This window comes from Pseudomonas sp. GW821-FHT07G10, assembly GCF_059418545.1.
Window position 1 is genome coordinate 34,074 of the sequence record NZ_JBWKQB010000017.1, and the last position, 19,691, is coordinate 53,764.

Annotated in this window: 13 protein-coding genes; 4 read left to right on the forward strand and 9 right to left on the reverse strand. The window is 59.6% G+C overall.

Annotation, left to right across the window (positions count from 1 at the left end; translation table 11 throughout):
• Positions 1–260 precede the first annotated feature (260 nt).
• The 9 genes from AC07O1_RS18650 to bcsQ are packed head-to-tail and all read right to left on the reverse strand — an operon-like array spanning position 261 to position 14,970.
• Positions 261–1,412, reverse strand: coding sequence for an alginate O-acetyltransferase AlgX-related protein (locus AC07O1_RS18650; RefSeq protein ID WP_495089684.1), 1,152 nt, complete (start codon positions 1,410–1,412; stop codon positions 261–263).
• On the reverse strand, positions 1,412–2,821 hold the full coding sequence (locus tag AC07O1_RS18655; protein WP_495089685.1) for an MBOAT family O-acyltransferase: 1,410 nt from the start codon (positions 2,819–2,821) through the stop codon (positions 1,412–1,414). The genes AC07O1_RS18650 and AC07O1_RS18655 overlap by 1 nt, the downstream gene beginning before the upstream one ends.
• An 18-nt stretch (positions 2,822–2,839) precedes the next feature.
• Entirely contained in the window at positions 2,840–3,514 is a 675-nt protein-coding gene (locus AC07O1_RS18660) for an alginate O-acetyltransferase AlgF (RefSeq protein ID WP_495089686.1), read from the reverse strand.
• Positions 3,511–4,179 carry an SGNH/GDSL hydrolase family protein gene (locus AC07O1_RS18665; RefSeq protein ID WP_495024666.1) on the reverse strand — a complete coding sequence of 223 codons (669 nt, stop codon included), beginning with the start codon at positions 4,177–4,179 and terminating at the stop codon, positions 3,511–3,513. Before AC07O1_RS18665 ends, AC07O1_RS18660 begins: the two co-directional genes overlap by 4 nt.
• 17 nt (positions 4,180–4,196) lie before the next feature.
• The gene (locus AC07O1_RS18670; protein WP_495089687.1) at positions 4,197–8,060 is read right to left on the reverse strand and encodes a cellulose synthase subunit BcsC-related outer membrane protein; all 3,864 of its coding nucleotides are present in this window, start codon (positions 8,058–8,060) and stop codon (positions 4,197–4,199) included.
• On the reverse strand, positions 8,036–9,265 hold the full coding sequence (gene bcsZ / locus AC07O1_RS18675) for a cellulose synthase complex periplasmic endoglucanase BcsZ (protein ID WP_495089688.1): 1,230 nt from the start codon (positions 9,263–9,265) through the stop codon (positions 8,036–8,038). The genes AC07O1_RS18670 and bcsZ overlap by 25 nt, the downstream gene beginning before the upstream one ends.
• A 7-nt stretch (positions 9,266–9,272) precedes the next feature.
• Positions 9,273–11,570 carry a cellulose biosynthesis cyclic di-GMP-binding regulatory protein BcsB gene (gene bcsB, locus AC07O1_RS18680; protein ID WP_495089689.1) on the reverse strand — a complete coding sequence of 766 codons (2,298 nt, stop codon included), beginning with the start codon at positions 11,568–11,570 and terminating at the stop codon, positions 9,273–9,275.
• A gap of 8 nt (positions 11,571–11,578) precedes the next feature.
• Positions 11,579–13,798 (reverse strand): UDP-forming cellulose synthase catalytic subunit, encoded by a 2,220-nt coding sequence (gene bcsA / locus AC07O1_RS18685; RefSeq protein ID WP_495089690.1) that lies wholly within the window; start codon positions 13,796–13,798, stop codon positions 11,579–11,581.
• Complete coding sequence (bcsQ, locus tag AC07O1_RS18690) at positions 13,795–14,970, reverse strand: cellulose biosynthesis protein BcsQ (protein ID WP_495089691.1); 1,176 nt, start codon at positions 14,968–14,970, stop codon at positions 13,795–13,797. The genes bcsA and bcsQ overlap by 4 nt, the downstream gene beginning before the upstream one ends.
• 1,546 nt (positions 14,971–16,516) lie before the next feature.
• Between bcsQ and AC07O1_RS18695 the strand changes: the two genes are divergently transcribed.
• Genes AC07O1_RS18695 through AC07O1_RS18710 form a run of 4 tightly spaced genes read left to right on the forward strand, consistent with a single transcriptional unit; the run spans position 16,517 to position 19,591 of the window.
• Positions 16,517–17,299 (forward strand): transporter substrate-binding domain-containing protein, encoded by a 783-nt coding sequence (locus AC07O1_RS18695; RefSeq protein ID WP_495012651.1) that lies wholly within the window; start codon positions 16,517–16,519, stop codon positions 17,297–17,299.
• Between the two features lie 57 nt (positions 17,300–17,356).
• Positions 17,357–18,085, forward strand: a complete 729-nt coding sequence (locus AC07O1_RS18700) for an ABC transporter permease (protein ID WP_495089692.1) — start codon at positions 17,357–17,359, stop codon at positions 18,083–18,085.
• Positions 18,082–18,792 (forward strand): ABC transporter permease, encoded by a 711-nt coding sequence (locus tag AC07O1_RS18705; RefSeq protein ID WP_494991224.1) that lies wholly within the window; start codon positions 18,082–18,084, stop codon positions 18,790–18,792. The genes AC07O1_RS18700 and AC07O1_RS18705 overlap by 4 nt, the downstream gene beginning before the upstream one ends.
• Before the next feature lie 34 nt (positions 18,793–18,826).
• A complete protein-coding gene (locus tag AC07O1_RS18710; protein WP_495089693.1) occupies positions 18,827–19,591 on the forward strand; it encodes an ABC transporter ATP-binding protein in 765 nt (254 codons plus the stop codon).
• The last annotated feature ends 100 nt before the right edge of the window (positions 19,592–19,691 follow it).

A 19,691-nucleotide genomic window follows, 5' to 3' on the forward strand; every position in this document is an offset into this window, starting at 1 on the left:
GTTATGGTCGGAGGTTTTGCATGGGTCGCTGCGATGAAGCTCGCAACCTACGTGGAACAATGCGAATCATTTGCATGTTTAATTCGCGTGGAATGTAGTGTGGCAAATGAGAAAAAAACGTCAAAATAACATTTAATAGATGTTATTTGCATTTAGATTAACGCCGCACGGGTCAGGGCGTGTCAAGGGGTTGCTGACGTTTGGAGTGTTGCTGCTCACGAGGTTGAGGTTTGGGGTCCAATTGTCTGCGCTATGGTCTGTCACAGTGGGCGATACGTAATGCGGTCGGTGTAAGCCGATTGCAGGTCCCGCTCCGGGATCTCCCAGATGATCAACCTGGGTGGCGTTTCTTTGAATGCGGGGTTGTTGAGGTAGCTATTTGCGGCGCCGGAGAACGCTCCGCCATCTTTGGCGAAGTTACCCACGGGGGCGCCCAGTGCCAGCTGCAGGAACCCCGCGAAGTTGGAGTTGCGTGAAAAAGAGGTCCCGATGAGCGCGGTGTCAGGCAGGTTGGCATCGCCAAAGAGGTCCAGCGCATTGTCAGGACTGTCGACTGGCGCAGCGGGAAGTTCGCTGATGCTGGTTTGGGCGACAATTTCGGGTTCGGGTTGCCATTTCAACGGCAGCCAGTCGATGCCTGCCAGATGGACCAGATCGCCGGGTCGCACCATGCCCTTGGTGTGACTGACGTTGAACGACCGGTGGGGCATTGCGGTGATGCCCAGGGTCTTGAGGTGCTGCGCGATGGCATCGGCCGCAGCCTTCGCGCCGGATTCGCTCCAGTGCGTGTCGGTGCGCAAATAGGCATTGGCCCCCAGTGGCGTCAGCGAGCCGGTCAGGTCCAGATTCGACACGCCACCCCCATTCAGCTTCGAGGTCCAGGCCTGGATACGTCCTTCCAGCGCGGCCGGGCGCTGCAGTGAGCAACGTTGCGCGGCGGCGATGCGGCTTTTGTCTGGAACGATGACCACCAGCAGGCTGATCCCGCGTCGGGCGAACTGCTGTTTCAGATCAATCACCGCCTGGGCTTTTCCATCGGCATTGCGCTGCGCTTGATGATTGACCTTGAGTTCATCGGCCAGAAACAGCCAGTCACGGCAGCCCGGACGAACCCTGGGCCCAGTGTCGCCGAGGAATACCCAACTGGCACCGCGCTCCAGCTCGGCGAACGTTGTGGGGACGGAAGCCTTCGACAGCTCCTTGGCGAACCGCTGGGTGATATCGCCGTCAAGAATCTGTTCGCTCAATAATTTCGCAGGTATCAGCTCGATTTTTCCTGAACCGATCAACCGGCCTGCGGACAGCAATCCTGCAAACAGGAATACCAGCAGGGCCAGGCCTGCCAGCGGGCTGGTGCGTGAAGCCAGATCATCTGGCTGAGTGGGGGCGGGGGTGTGCTCTGGGGGCGTCATCAGAATTGAAAGTACAGGAAGGGCACGGTATCGCGACTGGCGATCAGTGCGAACGACAGTACGAAACCGGCGATGGGCCAAAGGGCGCTGACGCAGAGCGCAATACCGCCCAGTCGTTTCTCACAATAAGGGCCCAGCAGCGGTGCGAGGACACCGAACACACCCAGCAAGGCCGCAAGGCCGTGTACCGGGCGCAGTGTCGCGCGCAGTTCGTCTGCCAGAGCAATGCCCTGCAGGCCGAACTGCCCGGCATACAGGCGCAGCGCGCTGTGGAAATCGGGGGCGCGGAACAGTGTCCAGGCCAGGCATACGAACAACAGTGTCAGCCCATGGGAAAGCACCGGCGGTACAGGGGGCAGGGTAGAACTGTTCCAGGCACGATCAATACACAACGCAATGCCATGCGCGCAGCCCCAGAGCAGATAGTTCCAGCTATCGCCACCGTGCCAGAGGCCGGCGATGGCCATGATCAGGAACAGGTTGCGGTAGGTTTTCCAGGGACCGTTGCGATTGCCGCCCAGCGGAATATACAGATAGTCACGTAGCCAGCTGGACAGCGACAGGTGCCAGCGCCGCCAGAAGTCCTGGATGCTGTTGGCCAGGTAGGGTCGGTTGAAATTCTCGGGAAAGTGAAAGCCCAGCATCAGTCCCAGGCCAATGGCCATGGCGCTGTAGCCGGCGAAGTCGAAGAACAGTTGCAAGGAGTAGGCAAGGCAGCCAACCCAGGCGTCGGAGAGGCTGGGGTTCTGCAAACCGAACGCCACATCGACCACTGGCGACAGGGTGTCGGCCACCAGCACCTTCATGCACATCCCGACCATGAACCGGCGTGCACCCAGCGAGAAATTCTGCACGTTGAAGTAACGGCGTTGCAGCTCGCGTTGAACCCAGTCGTAGCGAATGATGGGGCCGGCGACCGAATGGCCGAACATCGAGATATAGGTGGCGTAGTTGAGGAAGCTGCGTTCGACCGGCACGGTATGGCGATGCACATCCACCAGGTAGGAAATCGCCTGCAATACGATAAACGACAGCCCCGCCGGCATGATGACCCGTTGCCAGTCCACAGGCATGGCGCCGTACCAGGTGAGGGTCTCGTTCAATGTACCGGCGACGATGTTGGCGTACTTGTACCAGCAGAGCACCGCGGTGTTGAGCACGATCAGTGTCACGAGTATCCGCACGCGGCCCTTGCCATCCTCCCGGGTCGCGTCGATCAGCAACCCACCGGCCCACGCCGTGATCGTCAGCATTACATGCAGTGCGAGGAACACTGGGCTCAACCAGCCATAGAACAGCCAACTGCCAAGCAGTAGCGTGACGTTGCGCCAGGCTGGCGGACTCAGCGCATAGGCGCACAGGAACAGCGGCAGGAACAGCGTCAGAAACTCGAGGGAGGCAAAAACCATGGTGGTGGCGCGATCCGGTTAGTGAGCCAGCGCGTCAGTCGCGGACAGCAGGTACGGGCCATTTGCGCCCGGCAGCAGCACAATGCTGTAGCGCTCGCCGGCCTTGAGTTGGCCCAGGCTCAGCGGAGCACCGACGTTGGCCTGGGCACAGACCAATTGAACCGACAGGCTGACAGGGTTGATGGCGCGGCGTTGCACGCTGCCATTAGCCACCTCCTTGAACAGTTCGGCTTTCGAACCTGCGGGGTGCAAACCGGCTTGGGTGCAACCTGGATCCGCGTTGATAAACGCCAGTGAAGCTCTCAGGCTATTGAAATCGTCGGGCTGCTCACGGATGACCACCTGGCTGATACCTTGAGTGCTGTCTGGCAAGGCGATCACGGTGGCGAATTCACCCGCCGCGATCCGGATGTCCAGCGGCTGGTTTTTTCCGTCGCGTTCGAGGGTGCCCTTGATTGGATGGTCGGCAGGCACCGGCATGTAGTCGGATACGGCGTGCGGGCCCTCGAGCCTGAGACGTGCCTCAGAGTTCTCGGCCAGCAGCTGCAGCGGTCGGTCGGCGGCATTGATAAAGCGCAGGAAGGCCGAGTCCTGGGCCGGGCCCGTCGGGTATAAGGCAATGTCTGCGGCCTGGGCATGCAGGCTCAGCAACAGGGGCGCGAACAGGGCCCAGCCAAATGTCGGGCGGGTCATTTTACTGCTCCCTTGTTGCTGACACTGGCGGCAGGCAGTTTGGCCAAAGCACCGCCGATCGCAGCGCCCCATGATTGATAACCGGCGACGGTGAAGTGCTGGCCATCGGTGGTAACCCACTGCCCGGGTTTGGAGAGCGTCAGCGAGTCGATGTAGGTGCAAGGCGCCACGTTCGCGGCCAGAAACTGGGACATCAGCTGAGTGCGGGCATCGTTTTTCTGGTACATGCCACCGGCCTTGCCCCAGGCCGGGCCAACCCAGGCGCAACGCGTTCCGGTGGCGCTGATGGCCTTGGCCAGGCTGGTGACGCTTTGCCACGCCCAGGCCTTGGGAAATACCGGTTTGTCATAGGACGCCATAGTGTCGCCGATGACCAGTACCACCAGGTCGGGCTTGTCGGCGGCGATCAGGTCCTGGATCGGCGTGGTGGTTGCCTCGCGTCCCTTGATCACTATCTTGTCGTTGCCTTTGCGCTCGGCACCGCAGTCGACCTTTTTGCTGATCAGCCAGTCGCCGGCGCTGGCACCGCAGGCACCGATGGAATGAACCTGGGCCCCTTGACGGGTCAGGTTGTCGTGCAGCGGCTCGAGCAAATGGTCCGCGAGGCTCATGTGACTCTCCCCCAGAACAAGTAGAGTCAGGCCGGCAAGTGCAGAAGTGGGCATCGAAAGCTCCAGAATGATCAGTTGGAATAAGGTGAGGTGTACGGGCTGACCGGCAGGTTCATGGGGCCGCTGATGTCCTCGAACTGGTAGCGCACAGACAGGGCGCCGCTGATTTGTTGATAGTCGTGGGCGTTGTCCAGACCCAGATTGGCGCCCAGCAGGAAGTTCGAAGCGACCTTGTATTGCGCCGCCGCGGCGAGGCTGTAACCGATCCCGGTTTTGTTTTGCGCTGCGTAGCGCAAGCCCGAGGCCGCCTGCAGGGCTTTGTCGGTAGGGAAATAGTCGGCACTGTCCTGCTCGAAATGCTGCACGCCGACTGACGTCTTGACTTGATACGTCAAGCGTCCGCTGCGTTGCGCCCAGGTCACCGGCACGCCCAGGGCGAAAAAAGTCTGCGGGCTGAAATAGCCGCCGTGACCAAAGGTGAAATAGTCCTGGTTGTTGGCGTAGCTCATACCGGTCATGCTCAGGCCGGCAGTCAGCTTGCTGTCCGTTGCATTTTGCAGGTACCAGTAGACACCGCTGCCCAGTTCACTGCGGCTGTTGGATTCGACATGGTTGCCCATTAGCTGGTGCCAGGAGGCGTAGCCGTAGGCGCCGACTTCGTTGTCGTCATAGCTCAACTGGCCACGTCCACCGTTGGCACTCACACCGCCCCAGGACTGGCCACTGCGTTTGTCGGTGGTACCGGCAAACGAGGTGACGCTGTCGGTCACCGGACGCCGGGAAACGCTCACGCCGTAACGGACATTGGAGGTGTCGCTCAGGGGGCGGTCGACGCTGATGCCGCCTGTAGCGGTGCTGTATTTGAAGCCCAGAGGGGTGGTGCCAATATCGGCTTTGAGCCCTTCAGCGGGCCTTTGGATGGCGACGGCGAGGCCGACACCCTGGGCTTTTTGCGAGCCGGCGCCGTCACTCTGCGCACCGTTGCCGAAACGCTGCAGCGACTCGCTGCTGGCGCTGCCCGCGTTCAGCGATACCGGCGTCACGCGCAGGGCGAGGCGGCTCTCATCCAGCGGAATATTGATTTCGAGCGGTGTTTCAACATCCGTCAGTTTGCTCAGTCCCGACTCACTGTTGTTGCTGCGAATGCTCAGGCCTTGAGTGACATAGGCGCTGCGCTCCTGGAGGATCTGATTGAGCGCCCGTTGCGCGGGGCTGATGTCCTCGCTCGCCAGGGCTTCGCGTGGCAGCCGTGACTCGAATGGATTGCTCGCCTGCTGCGCGCCTGGGGCGGCCCCGATGCCGGTGTTGTCGCGGGACGCAATGAGGACTGGCATCTCCTGAGCCGGCGGCGGAATCGCTGCCTGTGAGGTCGTGCGGCTGACCTCCCTGAGTTGGCCCGGCCCCCCTGCGAAAGGGTTGGACGCAACCGTCGAAGCGGCCAGTTGGGTGCCTCGATCCCGGCGTTTCTCGCTCTGTTCGATGGCCACCGCTTTGCGCAGCAGATCAGCGGCCATGCCGGTCTTGCCCATGTTCTGGTAGAGGCGTGCGGCCTCAGTCAGCGTTTGAGGGTTACCGGATTCGGTCTTGAGCAGCTGTTGCAGCGCCTGTTCGGCAAATGCAGTGTCATGTGCGAGCAGGGCCGCGTTGGCAGCCCCCAGCAGCAGTTGTGGGTCGTTTGGCTGGCGCTGCAACAGCGGCTTGTAGAGCTCGAAGGCTTTTGCCGTGTCGCCGTTGGCCGAGTACATCCGCGCCAGGGCAGAGACCGCAGCGCTGTCACCGGGGCGTTGCGCCAGCGCCGGCGCCAGCGTGTCATAGGCGCTGGCCAGATCGCCTCGTTCACGCAACTGGTCAGCCTGACGGATGCGATAGAGATAAAGCAGGTCGTCGAAACGCTTGCGAGTCGACGCGTTCAGGGGCCGGTTCTGCAGGTCGCGCAGAATCGTGTTGACCTGTGAGTCTTCTCCAGCTCTCAACAGGACCGTGGCGTATTGCAGGATAAAGTCTGCCGTGGGGGCCGTGGCTGTTTGCATCTGGCTGCGCATGAGGGTCAGTGCGCTGCTCGGGTCACCGACCTCGACATAGGCTGAAGCCAGGCTCGTCGTGCGCTCCGGGCTGTTGCTGGCCATCGGCTGAATGCGGTCGAGCAATGTCAGGGCCTCCTGGCGCTGCCCGCGCTTGCCCATCTCGATTGCCTGGCTTAGTTGCAGGTTGAGACTGACATCAGCGGCCAGCGCTTCCATGTCCGGGGTGCGCTGGTCGGGACGCAAGCGTCCCAGGGTCGTCTGAGCGGCTTTCCATTCACCCATCTGGACCGACAGCAAGGCGCTGACGTAAAGCGCATCGGCATTGTCGGGGTGGGCCTGGAGCATGGAGTTGATCAGCTCCCGAGCCTTTTGCGGCTCTCCCATCGCCAGGTTCAAGCGTGCCAGGGCGAAGCGTGTCCAGATGTTGTCCGGCTCGTACCGCAGCGCATCCTGCAAGGCGTTGCGCGCGGCCGGCAGGTCGTTGCGTTGTTCGGCGAGAGCGGCCAGTTGCGTCGAGCGCAAGGCTTGCAGGCGTCCCGACTGGCCGAGCTTCGCCTGTTGGGCTGCTGGCAAGGTCTGGATCAGTTGCAGGGCTTCATCGCCCTTGCCGCTCTTGAGCAGAACATTGACCAACCCTTCCAGCGCCTGAGGATCGTCACGGCGCTGGCTCAGTACCTGACGATAGTTGCGTTGTGCGTCATCGAGCTGACCCTCCCGGGCCTGGATATCGGCCAGGGCAAGGCGGGCATCCGCCCCGTTCGGGGTCAGGCGCAGGGCCTGGCTGACCAAGGCCTGTGCCTGGGCTGTCTGGCCTTTGGCCTGGGCGTCCCGAGCCTGTTGCAATGCAAACCAGTAGCGGACTTCTTGCAGAGCTGCCTGCCACTGGCTGCCGTCACGTTGTCGTGCGGCCTGACTCAAGAGTTTTTCCGCTTCGTCCAGTCGGTGTTGCTGCTGGCGGATAACCCCAAGGCCACCCAACGCGTCAGCATCATCGGGCCGGGTGTTCAAGCGCGCCTGAAAAGCCTGTTCGGCCGTGGCCTGGTCACCTTCTTTGAGTGCCTTGAGGCCGCGCGCCACTTCAGCGGGCGGTTGCCAGCTCTTGTTGTCTGTCGCGCTCAGCCGTTGCTTGCCCTTGTTCATCTGCGAGCGGATTTCCAGGTCATCCGGATGAGTCTTGAGGTAGGCCTCGAACAAAGGCAGTTGCGTGGCATTGGGCGGGCCGATCCAGGTCAGCGCCAGGCGCCAGCTTTCGTCTGCATCACCGGCGATGTCGGTACGCTGGGTCAGCCCGGCCAGGGCGCGGATGCCCTCGGCACGGCTGTCTTCATGGCGTACCAGATGCTTTGCGTAAAACAGCGCGACGATCGAGTCGTTGGGCATTTCGCGTTGCAGGCGCTGAAATCCGCTTCGCGCTTCAGACCAGTCGGCCTGATTGAAGGCAAGGTTGTTGTAATACTCGCGGCCGATCTTGCCTTGAGGTGGACGGCCATCGAACAGTTGGCGAAACACGGCGGTCGCTTTGTCGCGTTCGCCGGCATCGACGAGGCGGCGAGCCTCTTCCAGACGCTGCTGGTTCTGCGGTTGTGCCAGGGCGATATCCTGTGCCAATTGCAGTGCCAGGCGAGGTGACGGCTGGATCGCCTCCAGGCGGGCGAGGTATTGCTGCGCCTGCTGTGGCTTGTTCAGTTGCACACCGATCAGGCCCAGGCCATACAGTGCGTCCACCTGGACAGGGTCCAGAAGCAGGACTTTCAACCAGACTTCCGCCGCGCGTTGAGGGTTGTCATGCAACTGCCAGTAATGCCCTTGCTCGACGAGCAATGTCTGTGGCGTCGGGCTTTGAGCGTGGGCAACAGCGGCCGTCCACGCGCTCATGGCGACGATGGCTAGCGTGCGGTGGTGCGCGTACATGCGGTCTCCCAGGAGAGTTTCAGCGTTCCGTCTTCCCGGAATCGATAGTGTTTGTCTGCCCAGCCGAGCGCGAACAGGCTGAGCATGAAGTTGTAGTAAAGCGGGGGGCCGTCAGTGGCATCAGGTTTGGCCAACGCTTCTCCCAAGGTCTGTTCCACACGGCGCCGTTGCTGATTGGCCAGCCGGGGTTGGCCCTTGGCCTGAAAGTACGGAATCAGTGCCGCGGAGAATCCGAAAGGGCCCTGACCCTGAACGTTGCCCTGGAGAGCCTGGACTGTTTCCGGCGGGACACCCGTCGCGACAGTACTGCGGGCCATACCGTCCAGCCGATTGAGCAGGGGCCCTGCCAGTGGTTCGGTCGCGTCGCTCATGCCCAGCCAGAGGTACACGCGAATAGCGTCGTAGCTGCCCGTTTCGCCCTTGAACGGGTCGCTCACGAATACGCCCGATTGCGCTGAGTCCCCTTGATAGCCGACCCAGTCCGCAACGTAACCGCGCGGGCTTGATTGACGAATCATCGTGGCAGTGTTGTCGGCTATGGCTTGCCAGGGACCGGAGGGTGCTTCCTTGGCCAGTCGCCGCAACAAGGGCAGTGGCAGGTAGCTGGGGTTCAGACGCCAGAGCTGGTCCGGCTGGACGAAGCCCACCGGCCCAGGCAATACCATCGGGCCCAACCCGGGCAACCTGACGACCAATTGAGCCTCGATCGTCGCCATCAGCTGCAGGGCGTCTTCGCGATAGTCCGGCCGGTGCCACAGACGTGCTGCTTCAAGCAGGGCGTAGGCGAACCACAGATCAGCGTCGGCGGCCGAGTTGGCGTCCTGCAGGAGCCATTGACCGTCCGTGCCTTGCCCCCATAACCAGCCCGGCAGTCGCGTGGCGATGGTTGCACCGGCGAGGTTGGCGGTGGTCCAGCGCCATAGTTTGTCGAAACGTTGCTGATCGTTGCCGATCAGTGCGAAGAGCATGCCGTAGGACTGACCTTCAGAGGTGCTGTGATTCTTCTCCAGGCTGGACTCCAGAACCCGGCCGTCGGCCTGGACGAAGCGCGTTGCATAGGTTTGCCACAGTGGCCAGGCCGGTTGCTCGCAGGGTTTTCCCGCCGCCATCGCCGGAGCCAGCAGAGCGAGCGCAAGCACGGCGCTCAACCTGCGCACAGTGCTGCGCAGACAAGCATTCCGGGGGCTCATGGTCGATGGCGGCATGCGCGGCTCAATGACCAAGGCGACGTTTGGCCCTTTGGCGCAGGGTCAGGTAAACGATCGAGGCAAGCAGCAAGACCCCCGTGAGGGTGATCAGCACCAACGCCAGTACGTTTTGCGAGAGGTACCATTGCAGGTAGCGCCATGGTCCCAGTTTTCCGACGTAGTAATCCTGTTCGGCGACCAGCGATTCGACGTGTTTGCCCCTGACCACCACCAGGCTGCCTTGCAGCTCGCGGGCGTTTTCTTCGGTGCTTTGCAGGGCGGCGGTCACATCGGCCAGGCCGTTGGGCCTTGCACTGGCGATGAACACCACACTGCGCCCGCTCTTGAGCGGCGATTCAAATCCGGTCAGATAAGCACTGCCATCCTCAGCGGAAAACCTGAGGCCGTTGCGTGCTTCGCGCAGATTGGTTTTCGCATCCGGGCTGATCCAGTTACGCACTCGCAGGGGCAGGTCGGACAGTTCAAAGTATTGCGTAGCCCCTTCGTCCCTGGCCGGCAGAAAGCTTTGCCACTGGTCCAGCAATGGCTGATTGTTGCCCGAGGCAAGTACCAGCAAATCCCGGTCGCGTTGATCGGCGAGCTGGTCGGCGTGAACCACTCTCACGCCGGTCGCCGGATAGCCGGTGGAGTCGCCGAAACGGCCCAGCAGGGTCAGGTAGGCGCTCAGATCGGCGGGGCCCGGGTTATCGGACAGGATCACCGAGGTTTCAGAAAGGTCGGCCATGCGGGTGAACGGGAAGCCACTGTCCTTGAACACTCCAAGGTTGGGCATGGCCATAAAATGGTCATAGTCGCTCAGGTCCAGGGTCGAGTCCGGATCGATCACACCGCGCATGTTGTCGATAATGATGTCGCGGCATTCGCCCTGTTTGGTGTACTCGTACATAAAACGAAATTGCAGGCGTGATTGCAGTGCCACTGAATTAAGCGGCAACAGCATTCGCGACGTACGGGCCAGGCTGTCGTCGGTTTTGAGCATCGCCAGCAGGCTGTCGCTGCTGCCGAGTTTCTCGATCGAAGGCAATTCGATTGACTTGATCAGGCTGTCGTTGAAGCTGATCAGCAACGAGGAATTGGTGGCGATCGGTTGGGGCGTATAGCGGTATTTCAGGTCAAGTTTCGCGCCTGGTTCGCGCCAGTTGAACAGGTCCGGCGGCAAGCGCAGCGTAACCGCCATTTGTCCCGGGTTATAACCCGACACATTGAGCTCCGCGGGCTTCGCCAGTTCACCCAGACGAACCGGGCGATCGGAGGGCACCCAGTTTGGCGCGTCATACGGCTGGCGTGGCTTGAGTGAGTCGATCCGCTCGATCACCACGCTCTGCCCCGAAAAGACTGAGCTGCCGAGGGCCAGGGCTGTCGCGGCGATTTTGAGGTCGGCGCCATCGCGCCCGGAAACGATCAACAGCTTGCCCTGAGCATCGTTCGGGTTGCTCATCATCGTCAATGTCGGCCCTGTGGCCTCCTTGATTTTCAAGCCATCCAGGCGTGCGGCTTCGCTACCGCTGACAAAAACCACGGCGTTGCCTTTGGCTGGCAGGTTCGTGAGGCTGGCGGGAAAGGTCGCGCCGCGGTAGCTGGCCAAGGCGCCAAACCAGGAAGACAGGATGCCCGCGGCTTCCAGCTCCGGGCCGTCAGGGCGCGAGACAAACACGAAGGGCAGCCTCAAGGGCAAGGCATCCCGACGATCGAACAAAGGCTGCGGCAGAGCGGACAGATCGTTGGGCTGTTGAATCGAAGACACCTGCAGGCTCAACTGGCTCTCGTTGCCGATTCTGGCCCAAAGGCTTGAGTGCAAAGGGTCTTCACATTGCATTGTGTAGTGTCCAATGAACTGCAGGCTGAGCCGGTTGAATTCGGTGATCATCTGTGGCGGGATCTGAACGGTCCGGGTCTGCAACTGACCGGCCTCTTCCTTGGGTAAGGGCAGGCTGGCGGCCACCTGGTCGTTGACCAGCACGTTGATTTGCGAAAGGTCGGCCAGCAACGCCGGTGAATAGCTGTACTGCAGCGTGACTTGCGCCGATGTCACGACTTCATCGGCGCGCACATTGAAGTTCACACTGTCCGTTGCCTCGGCTCCCTTGAGGTTCATCGAATAGCTTTTGCCCAGCTCCTTGAGGGTGCGGGTATAGCGGTTGCCCGCAGCATCGCTCAACGGTGCGACCGGCATCACCGCCGGGACTGCGGCACTGGTTTGTGCGGTAGCACTCAAGGCCAGGTCGCTCCAGCCCAGTAGCGAGCAGGCGATCAGCATGAGAGAGCGGCGAGGGAGAAAGGTCCGGCGAAAGGAATGCTTCAAGATCGTTGCTAATCCGCGGTGGAGTCGATAGGTGATGGAGCGTTCGAACGTTTACGCAGCAGGGCATGGCCATCTTTTACGGTTGCGACGAACAGGTTGAGGATCGCGCGCAAGCCAATGCTGCTGACCTCGCGCAATGCCGCCAAGGGGGCGTCGAGACGGCCGTTACCCCAGGTGTTGGCCCACGTGTCGGCCCGTGAAAACGTCAGACGCACCAGTTCGCTTTGCTGGCGCAGGGTCAAGGCACCGAATTGCATGCCCGCGACGCTGTCGTTGCTGAATACCGCCGTTGCAGGAAAGATGCTTGAGGGGGGGCTGCGCAAAATACAGAACCGCAGCTTTTCATCGGCAGTGAGCTGAACCTCGGGTGGCAGTGTCAGACCTACGCCGTTCTGCGAGAAATTCTGGGTTTTGCAATCGAACGACGTGCCGTCTTCGCGATAGATGCGCACGGGTAGATCGGCTGGCACCCTCGGCTCTGCGCGCGCTTGAGAGGCCTCACTGGCCACTGCTACGGCGGTGCTGACAATGATGATGTTGTACAGGGTCCAGGTCAGGTTGATCGCCAGGGTGGTGACCTGGGCCGAATCACCCCCGATCAGTTTCACCACACCGCATGCCAGACCGATCATGTTCAAGGTCAGCAGGACGATATAAGGCCGCGCGAGCTTCCAGTCGAAATACTCCTTTTCGATGATGCCGCCCTTGTCGGTCACGTTGAACTTGCCCAGCGAAGGGCTGATCAGGGCCAACAGAACCGGCCGCATGATGTACCAGGCCAAAACCGACTCATACACTTCGTTCCAGAATGAATGGCGGAAGCGGCCCTGGATGCTGGAGTTGGTCAGGCTGGAATGGACAATATGCGGCAGTACATAGACCGTGACCATCAACGCCGAGGCGTGGAAAATCTCTGCACCGAAAACCAGGTAGGCCAATGGTGCGGTCAGGAACACCAGGCGAGGCAGGCTGTAGAAAAAGTGCATCATGGCGTTGAGGTAGCAGATACGCTGCCCCAGGTTCAGCCCTTTGCCGAACAGCGGATTGTCGGTGCGAAAAATCTGCGCCATGCCGCGCGCCCATCGTATGCGCTGGCTGATGTGCCGGGAAAGGCTTTCCGTGGCCAGTCCCGCTGCCTGTGGAATGGCCAGGTATGCGGTATTGAAACCACGGCGGTTGAGCTTGAGCGCGGTGTGCGCATCCTCCGTCACGGTTTCGGTCGCGATACCGCCGACTTCCAGCAAGTGTGTGCGCCGCATGACCGCGCAGGAGCCACAGAAGAACGTTGCGTTCCAGAGGTCGTTGCCGTCCTGCACCAGGCCGTAGAACAGTTCACCTTCATTGGGTACCGAGCGAAAGGTATCGAGGTTCTTTTCGAAGGGATCGGGTGAATAGAAAAAGTGCGGTGTTTGCAGCAACGCCAGGTTCGTGTCCTTGAGAAACCAGCCCATGGTGATCTGCAGGAAGGAGCGGGTAGGGACGTGGTCGGCATCGAAGATGGCGATGAACTCTGCGTCAGTGACTTTGAGCGCCTCGTTGAGGTTGCCGGCCTTGGCATGCCGATTGTTGTCGCGGGTAATGTAGTTGACACCAATGTCCTGGCAGAAAAGCCTGAACTCCTCCCGACGTCCGTCGTCGAGCACGTGCACACGCAGTTTTCCCTCGGGCCAGTCGATGGCCTGGGCGGCGAGCACCACCAGTTTCACGATGCTCAACGCTTCGTTATAGGTGGGGATGAAGACATCTACCGTTGGCCATTGAGCGGGCGCCTGCTGCAAAATCTGCGGTTTGCGGTGCAGCGGCCAAGCCGTTTGTACGTAGCCGAATATCAGCACGAGCAGGGCATAAAGCTCGGCCAGCACCAGCCCGTAGCCAAATACGGCATCCTGCCAGTTCTCAAAGCTCAGGGTGTCGGACAGGCGCCAGTACATGTAGCGCAATGAAGCGATCAGCGAGAGTGTTATCAGGGTCAGGATCGCCAGACGGCCGGCTTGCCTGCGGATGATCAGGCTCGCGGCAAAACAGACGGCGGCAAACGCTCCCTGGGAATACAGATCCAGAGGCGCAGTGAGGATGCCCAGTGCCAACACCGCAGCTATCAATCCGATCGAGATCTTCAGGCCCTGGCGACAGCGAAGGGGCCATCGGCTGACACGAGCCTGGAAACTATCCAGTAGTTCCTCTAGCCGCCACGTCTTCGCGGGTGCCTGATTCAGCTGGACGGTCATGGTGCAATCCGCTCGCCGGAGGAATCCTGGAGAAGCAGCGCATGGACCGAGCGCGATAGCGCAAAAATGTCTTTGCAGGCGATGCTGCCGGGTGAGTACTGCAGTGGGTCTCGACCATAGGCCAGCGATTCGTTGAGCTGGTGATCGTGATGAATCGTCCCGATCAGCTCAGTACCCAGTCGCCGCTGAAACAGCACACCCATGTCCCTGCTGAAGGTGCGAGAGTCATCCTGTTGGTTGAGCACATACCTGTGCCGTTGCCCACGTCGCCGGCTGGTTTCCAGCCAATGCGTCATCGTGTCCAGTGCCAGATAGGAAGCCGCATCGGCCACCGTCACCACCAGTACCAGATCGGCGGCATCGAGTGCCTGTTGCGAATAGACGGTCGCGCCCGAAAGGGTATCCAGGATCACGGTATCGTTTTCGCCGAGGTTCATCGCCGCAAGGCGCTGATTCAACCAGTCAGGATCTTCAAGCATCAGCTGCTTGAGCGATCGGCGATCGTTCACCTCGCCCGTGCCGAAGGGCAGGGACTCACTGTCGCCATAGCCCGGCAGGCAATGAGCGCTCCAGTCTGCGGCCTGCTGTCTGAGCTGGATCAGCCCGGGAACCTGTCTGGTGATGCCCAAGTGGCTGGACAGGGCATTCTGGGGGTCCAGATCGATCGCGATGGTTCGCCCGCCAGGGCGCCGGAGTGTTTTCGCAAGGCCTGCTGCGACGGTGCTTTTACCCACTCCGCCGTTCGCTGAAATGACAGCGATGACCTTTGCCTTGGTCCGCGTGCGAGCCGCTTCTGGCAGACCGTCCCTACGAACCTGGTGGAGTTCGCGCAACAGGTCGCTCAATAGCTGACGGTCACCCGTTGCAGAACCTGCAGGTGATGCAGTCAGTGAAGGTGCACGCGTCGGCGAAGGTGGCGAGATGACGACGTTCTTCAAAGGCTCGACCGGCGCGCCAATCAGCTGGGCGGGCTCTGGCTCGTCAGGCGCAAACACCGTGGCCGTTGGTTTGAGGGGGGGCAATGTTACGGTCAACTCTTCTTCAGTCGCCGACACCGTCGGTGTAACCGGGTCATCTTTGAAGTGTTGATAGTTTGGTTGTATTTCCTGGTAGCTTCCTGCACTGGCGCCAAAACTTGTAAACAGTTTTGCAATGTCGTCTACATATTTCATGCGTTGTACCAGGAATGAAGTAACTCGGAAACTCAGGGTTCCGTTAACTAGGCGGGTTTGTTGCGTTGTCTTTGTATCGACAGAGTCGGACTAGTTTGTGGTGATGGCGTCGTGCTGTCAACGATTGTTATAAATGGTCGGGTTGTGTTTTTTTATTCGCCTGAGCGCTATCAGGGCGTTGCGTGATTCGCAGAGCTGTGAATATCAGGGAGATTATATAATGTAGTTTGGGGGAAAGTGTAATGCGCTATTGGAAGGCGGGTGCCTTTATCAGGATAAGTAACTTTCAGAAGCGAAAGAGCAGTCAGTTTCGGGCGTCTTCGAGTAATTGTTTCTCGGCTATATTTTAAAGAAGTTGACCTGCGTGTTTGCAGAAAGAGTGACGGCATTCAAAATATGCCTTTTCAGATACGGTACGGGCGTCCCAAGGCTGCGCGTCAGGCGACGTAAAGCTGCAAGGACGCTCACCGTCAGGCCTGGGCGGCTCAATTTCAGTCCCCACGTAACTGCGTTGTATTGTGGCCTCAAGACTTTTTTGGTGATAATTTCCGAAGGTTACGGGAGACTGTTGGTCGTCATTGAAGCGCAACTTCTCTCGCGGTCGTTATTTTTGCAGTGGGTGTTTTTTAGTAGCAGATAAAATGAACGATTTGACGTTCTCTATTGTCCGTTATCAGACAGTGATTCTTATTAAGTTCCAGGCTCAGGCCTGAGATTGAAACAAGGGGGCTTTATAGGCTTGAGTAGATTCACACGTGTAAAATAATTAACGCGTTCATCATGAAAACCTTTCTGCGGGAGTCGTCTCGACGAGATTTAACCGCATGATGGGGGTGAATAGTTGACTAAAGTGTTTTTTTATGGAGGTGTTGCGGTCTTTTGGCGAGAAGTTAATCAGCGGGTCCGTATTAGTATTTCGCTGTCTATGCGCTCCATCCGAACGAAAACCCTGTGCCGAACCTTCGATGAGCTGCGCCCGTCTGGACTTCAATAGGGCACCCGGCGGTCTTTCACGCCGCCCGGGCTCAAAGCAGAGATTCATACACTTCGTGATAAGCGGCCCTGCACGAAACTAACGACGCTCCTCCAGTCATCAATCCGTGGCGTCAAACGCTTTGTGCCAGCAGACGAGAGCGACAGGGCGAGACTCGACCAAGGGGTGTTTTCGCGCGCACGATCCCATCTCAAATTGTTACCGGACGTACCTGCACGGCGCAAAACGTGGCTGCGGTAACAGTCACGAGCGCTTCTGAAAAATCTTCGATAATTTATTTGTCGTCTCGTAAGGCCCGTTCCAGAAGGTTCCTGGCTGCTTTTCAGATCTTTTTTAGCGTCCAGTCAGCGAGTTGGCCGCTTGATTGCATGAGCTTGTACATACAAGTATGTGTGTGTGCGTAAGAGTCAGCAGTAGTCTTGACGCACAGGCGGTTTTTAAAACACTTGTCCGAAATGTTGGTTCGGAAATTTCTACGTTCATAGCGTCGCACGCGTTCCAGTAACAGTACTTACGCGCCACAAGCGCTCATATTGGTTTTAGGAATTGAATATGAAAAAAGCATTGCTAACCCTTTCTGCACTGACTTTATGCATGGCTGCCGGCTCCGCGCTGGCCAAGGAGTATAAAGAGCTGCGTTTTGGTGTTGACCCTTCCTACGCGCCGTTCGAGTCCAAAGCGGCTGACGGTAGCCTGACAGGGTTCGATATCGACTTGGGTAACGCGATCTGCGCCGAACTGAAGGTCAAGTGCAAATGGGTCGAAAGTGATTTCGACGGCACGATCCCGGGCCTGAAAGCCAACAAATTCGACGGTGTGATCTCGTCGATGACCGTGACCCCGGCCCGCGAAAAAGTCATCGACTTCTCCAATGAGCTGTTCGCCGGCCCGACTTCGCTGGTATTCAAAAAAGGTTCCGGCCTGAGCACTGAGATTGCCTCGCTCAAGGGTAAAAAGGTTGGCTACGAGCAAGGCTCCATTCAGGAGGCCTATGCCAAAGCCGTACTGGACAAGGCCGGGGTGGAAACCCAAGCCTATGCCAATCAGGATCAGGTCTACGCCGACCTGGTCTCCGGCCGTCTCGACGCCTCGATCCAGGACATGCTGCAAGCCCGGCTGGGCTTTCTGAAGTCGCCACAAGGTGCCGATTTCGAGGTCAGCGCGCCAGTCGACAGTGAGCTGCTGCCGGCGAAAACGGCGGTGGGTATCGCCAAAGGCAACACAGAGCTCAAGGCCCTTCTGGATAAAGGTATCAAAGCGGTGCACGACAACGGCACCTATGACGCGCTCCAGAAGAAGCACTTCGGTGATCTGAATCTCTACAGCGGCAAGTAACGACCCGGCGCCCGTCCTGTGGATGGGCGTTTTTTTATCGCTATAGGTCCCTGAATTATGTTCGAAGCACTGTTACAGACCCTCGGGCTTTCCGCGTTCAGCCTCAAGGGGTTCGGCCCTTTGTTGCTGGAAGGCTCCTGGATGACCGTCAAGCTATCGATACTGTCGCTTTTGTTGAGCGTGCTGCTCGGCCTGATCGGCGCCAGTGCCAAGTTGTCCAGCATCAAGCTGCTGCGGGTTCCGGCCCAGCTCTATACCACACTGATCCGCGGGGTGCCGGACCTGGTGCTGATGCTGCTGATTTTCTACAGCCTGCAAACCTGGCTGACCAGTTTCACCGTAGCATTGGGCTGGGAATACATCGAGATCGATCCGTTTGGCGCGGGGATCATTACCCTGGGCTTCATCTACGGTGCGTATTTCACCGAGACCTTCCGCGGTGCGATCCTCGCCGTGCCGCGCGGGCAGATGGAGGCCGCAACCGCCTATGGTTTGAGCCGTATCCAGCGTTTTCGCTTCGTGGTGTTCCCACAGATGATGCGCTTCGCCCTGCCGGGTATCGGCAATAACTGGATGGTGATCCTCAAGGCCACCGCGCTGGTGTCGATCATCGGCCTCGCCGACCTGGTCAAGGCCGCTCAGGATGCCGGCAAAAGCACCTATCAACTGTTCTTTTTTCTGGTGTTGGCAGCGCTGATTTACCTGGTGATCACCAGCGCTTCGAACATCGTCCTGCGCCGCCTCGAACGGCATTACGCGTCAGGTTCCCGGGAGGCTGTACGATGATTGAGCTCTTGCAGGATTACTGGAAGCCCTTCCTTTATAGCGACGGCTACCACATCACCGGCCTGGCGATGACGTTGTGGCTGCTCAGCGCCTCGATCTTCATCGGTTTCCTGGTGTCGGTTCCGCTGTCCATTGCCCGGGTCTCCAACAAGTTCTACGTGCGCTGGCCGGTGCAGTTCTACACCTACCTGTTCCGTGGTACGCCGCTCTATATCCAGCTGCTGATCTGCTACACCGGGATCTACAGCCTGGCTGCCGTCCGCGCGCAACCGGTGCTCGATGCGTTCTTTCGCGATGCGATGAACTGCACCATCCTGGCCTTTGCCCTGAACACCTGTGCCTACACCACGGAGATTTTTGCCGGGGCGATTCGCAGCATGGCCCACGGTGAAGTCGAAGCGGCCAAGGCCTATGGCCTGAGCGGCTGGAAACTCTACGCCTACGTGATCATGCCCTCGGCCCTGCGCCGCTCGTTGCCCTACTACAGTAACGAAGTGATCCTGATGCTGCACTCGACTACCGTGGCCTTTACCGCGACCGTCCCGGATATTTTGAAAATTGCGCGGGACGCCAACTCGGCGACCTTTTTGACCTTTCAATCGTTCGGCATTACCGCGCTGATCTACCTGAGCGTCACCTTTGCGCTGGTCGGTTTGTTCCGCCTCGCCGAACGCCGATGGCTGGCCTTTCTGGGCCCGGCTCACTAGGACTTCTACTTCCCCTTTGAGGATGCTTGCGCACATGTACAAACTGACCATTGAAGACCTGCATAAAAGTTACGGCAGCCATGAAGTACTCAAGGGCGTCTCGCTGAAAGCCAAAACCGGTGATGTGATCAGCCTGATCGGCGCCAGCGGTTCGGGCAAGAGCACCTTTCTGCGCTGCATCAACTTTCTCGAAACACCCAATGGCGGCGCCATGAGTCTGGACGATCAGCCGATTCGCATGGTCAACGATCGACACGGCATGCGCGTGGCCGACGACGCTGAACTGCAACGAATTCGCACCCGTCTGGCGATGGTGTTCCAGCACTTCAACCTGTGGAGCCACATGACCGTGCTGGAAAACATCACCATGGCCCCGCGTCGGGTGCTGGGTGTCGGCAAGAAGGAGGCAGAGGATCGGGCCCGACGCTATCTCGACAAGGTCGGTCTGCCGTCTCGCGTCGCTGAACAATATCCGGCGTTCCTCTCCGGCGGTCAGCAACAGCGCGTGGCCATCGCTCGGGCCCTGGCCATGGAGCCGGAAGTCATGCTGTTCGACGAGCCAACCTCGGCCCTCGACCCGGAACTGGTGGGCGAAGTGCTCAAGGTGATCCAGGGCCTGGCCGAAGAAGGTCGGACCATGATCATGGTCACCCACGAAATGAGCTTCGCTCGCAAGGTGTCAAACCAGGTGCTGTTTCTGCATCAGGGAAGGGTCGAAGAGCAGGGTGCACCCGAGGACGTACTCGGCAACCCGCAGAGCGACCGGCTGCGGCAGTTCCTCAGTGGCAACCTGAAATAAGCGCCATCCTCCGTGCAACACCTTTGAGCGACTGGCCAGTTGCTCAAAGGTGTATTGTCTGCCTGGTTCAGTCGAGCCAGTGTTCCAGGCGCCAATTGAA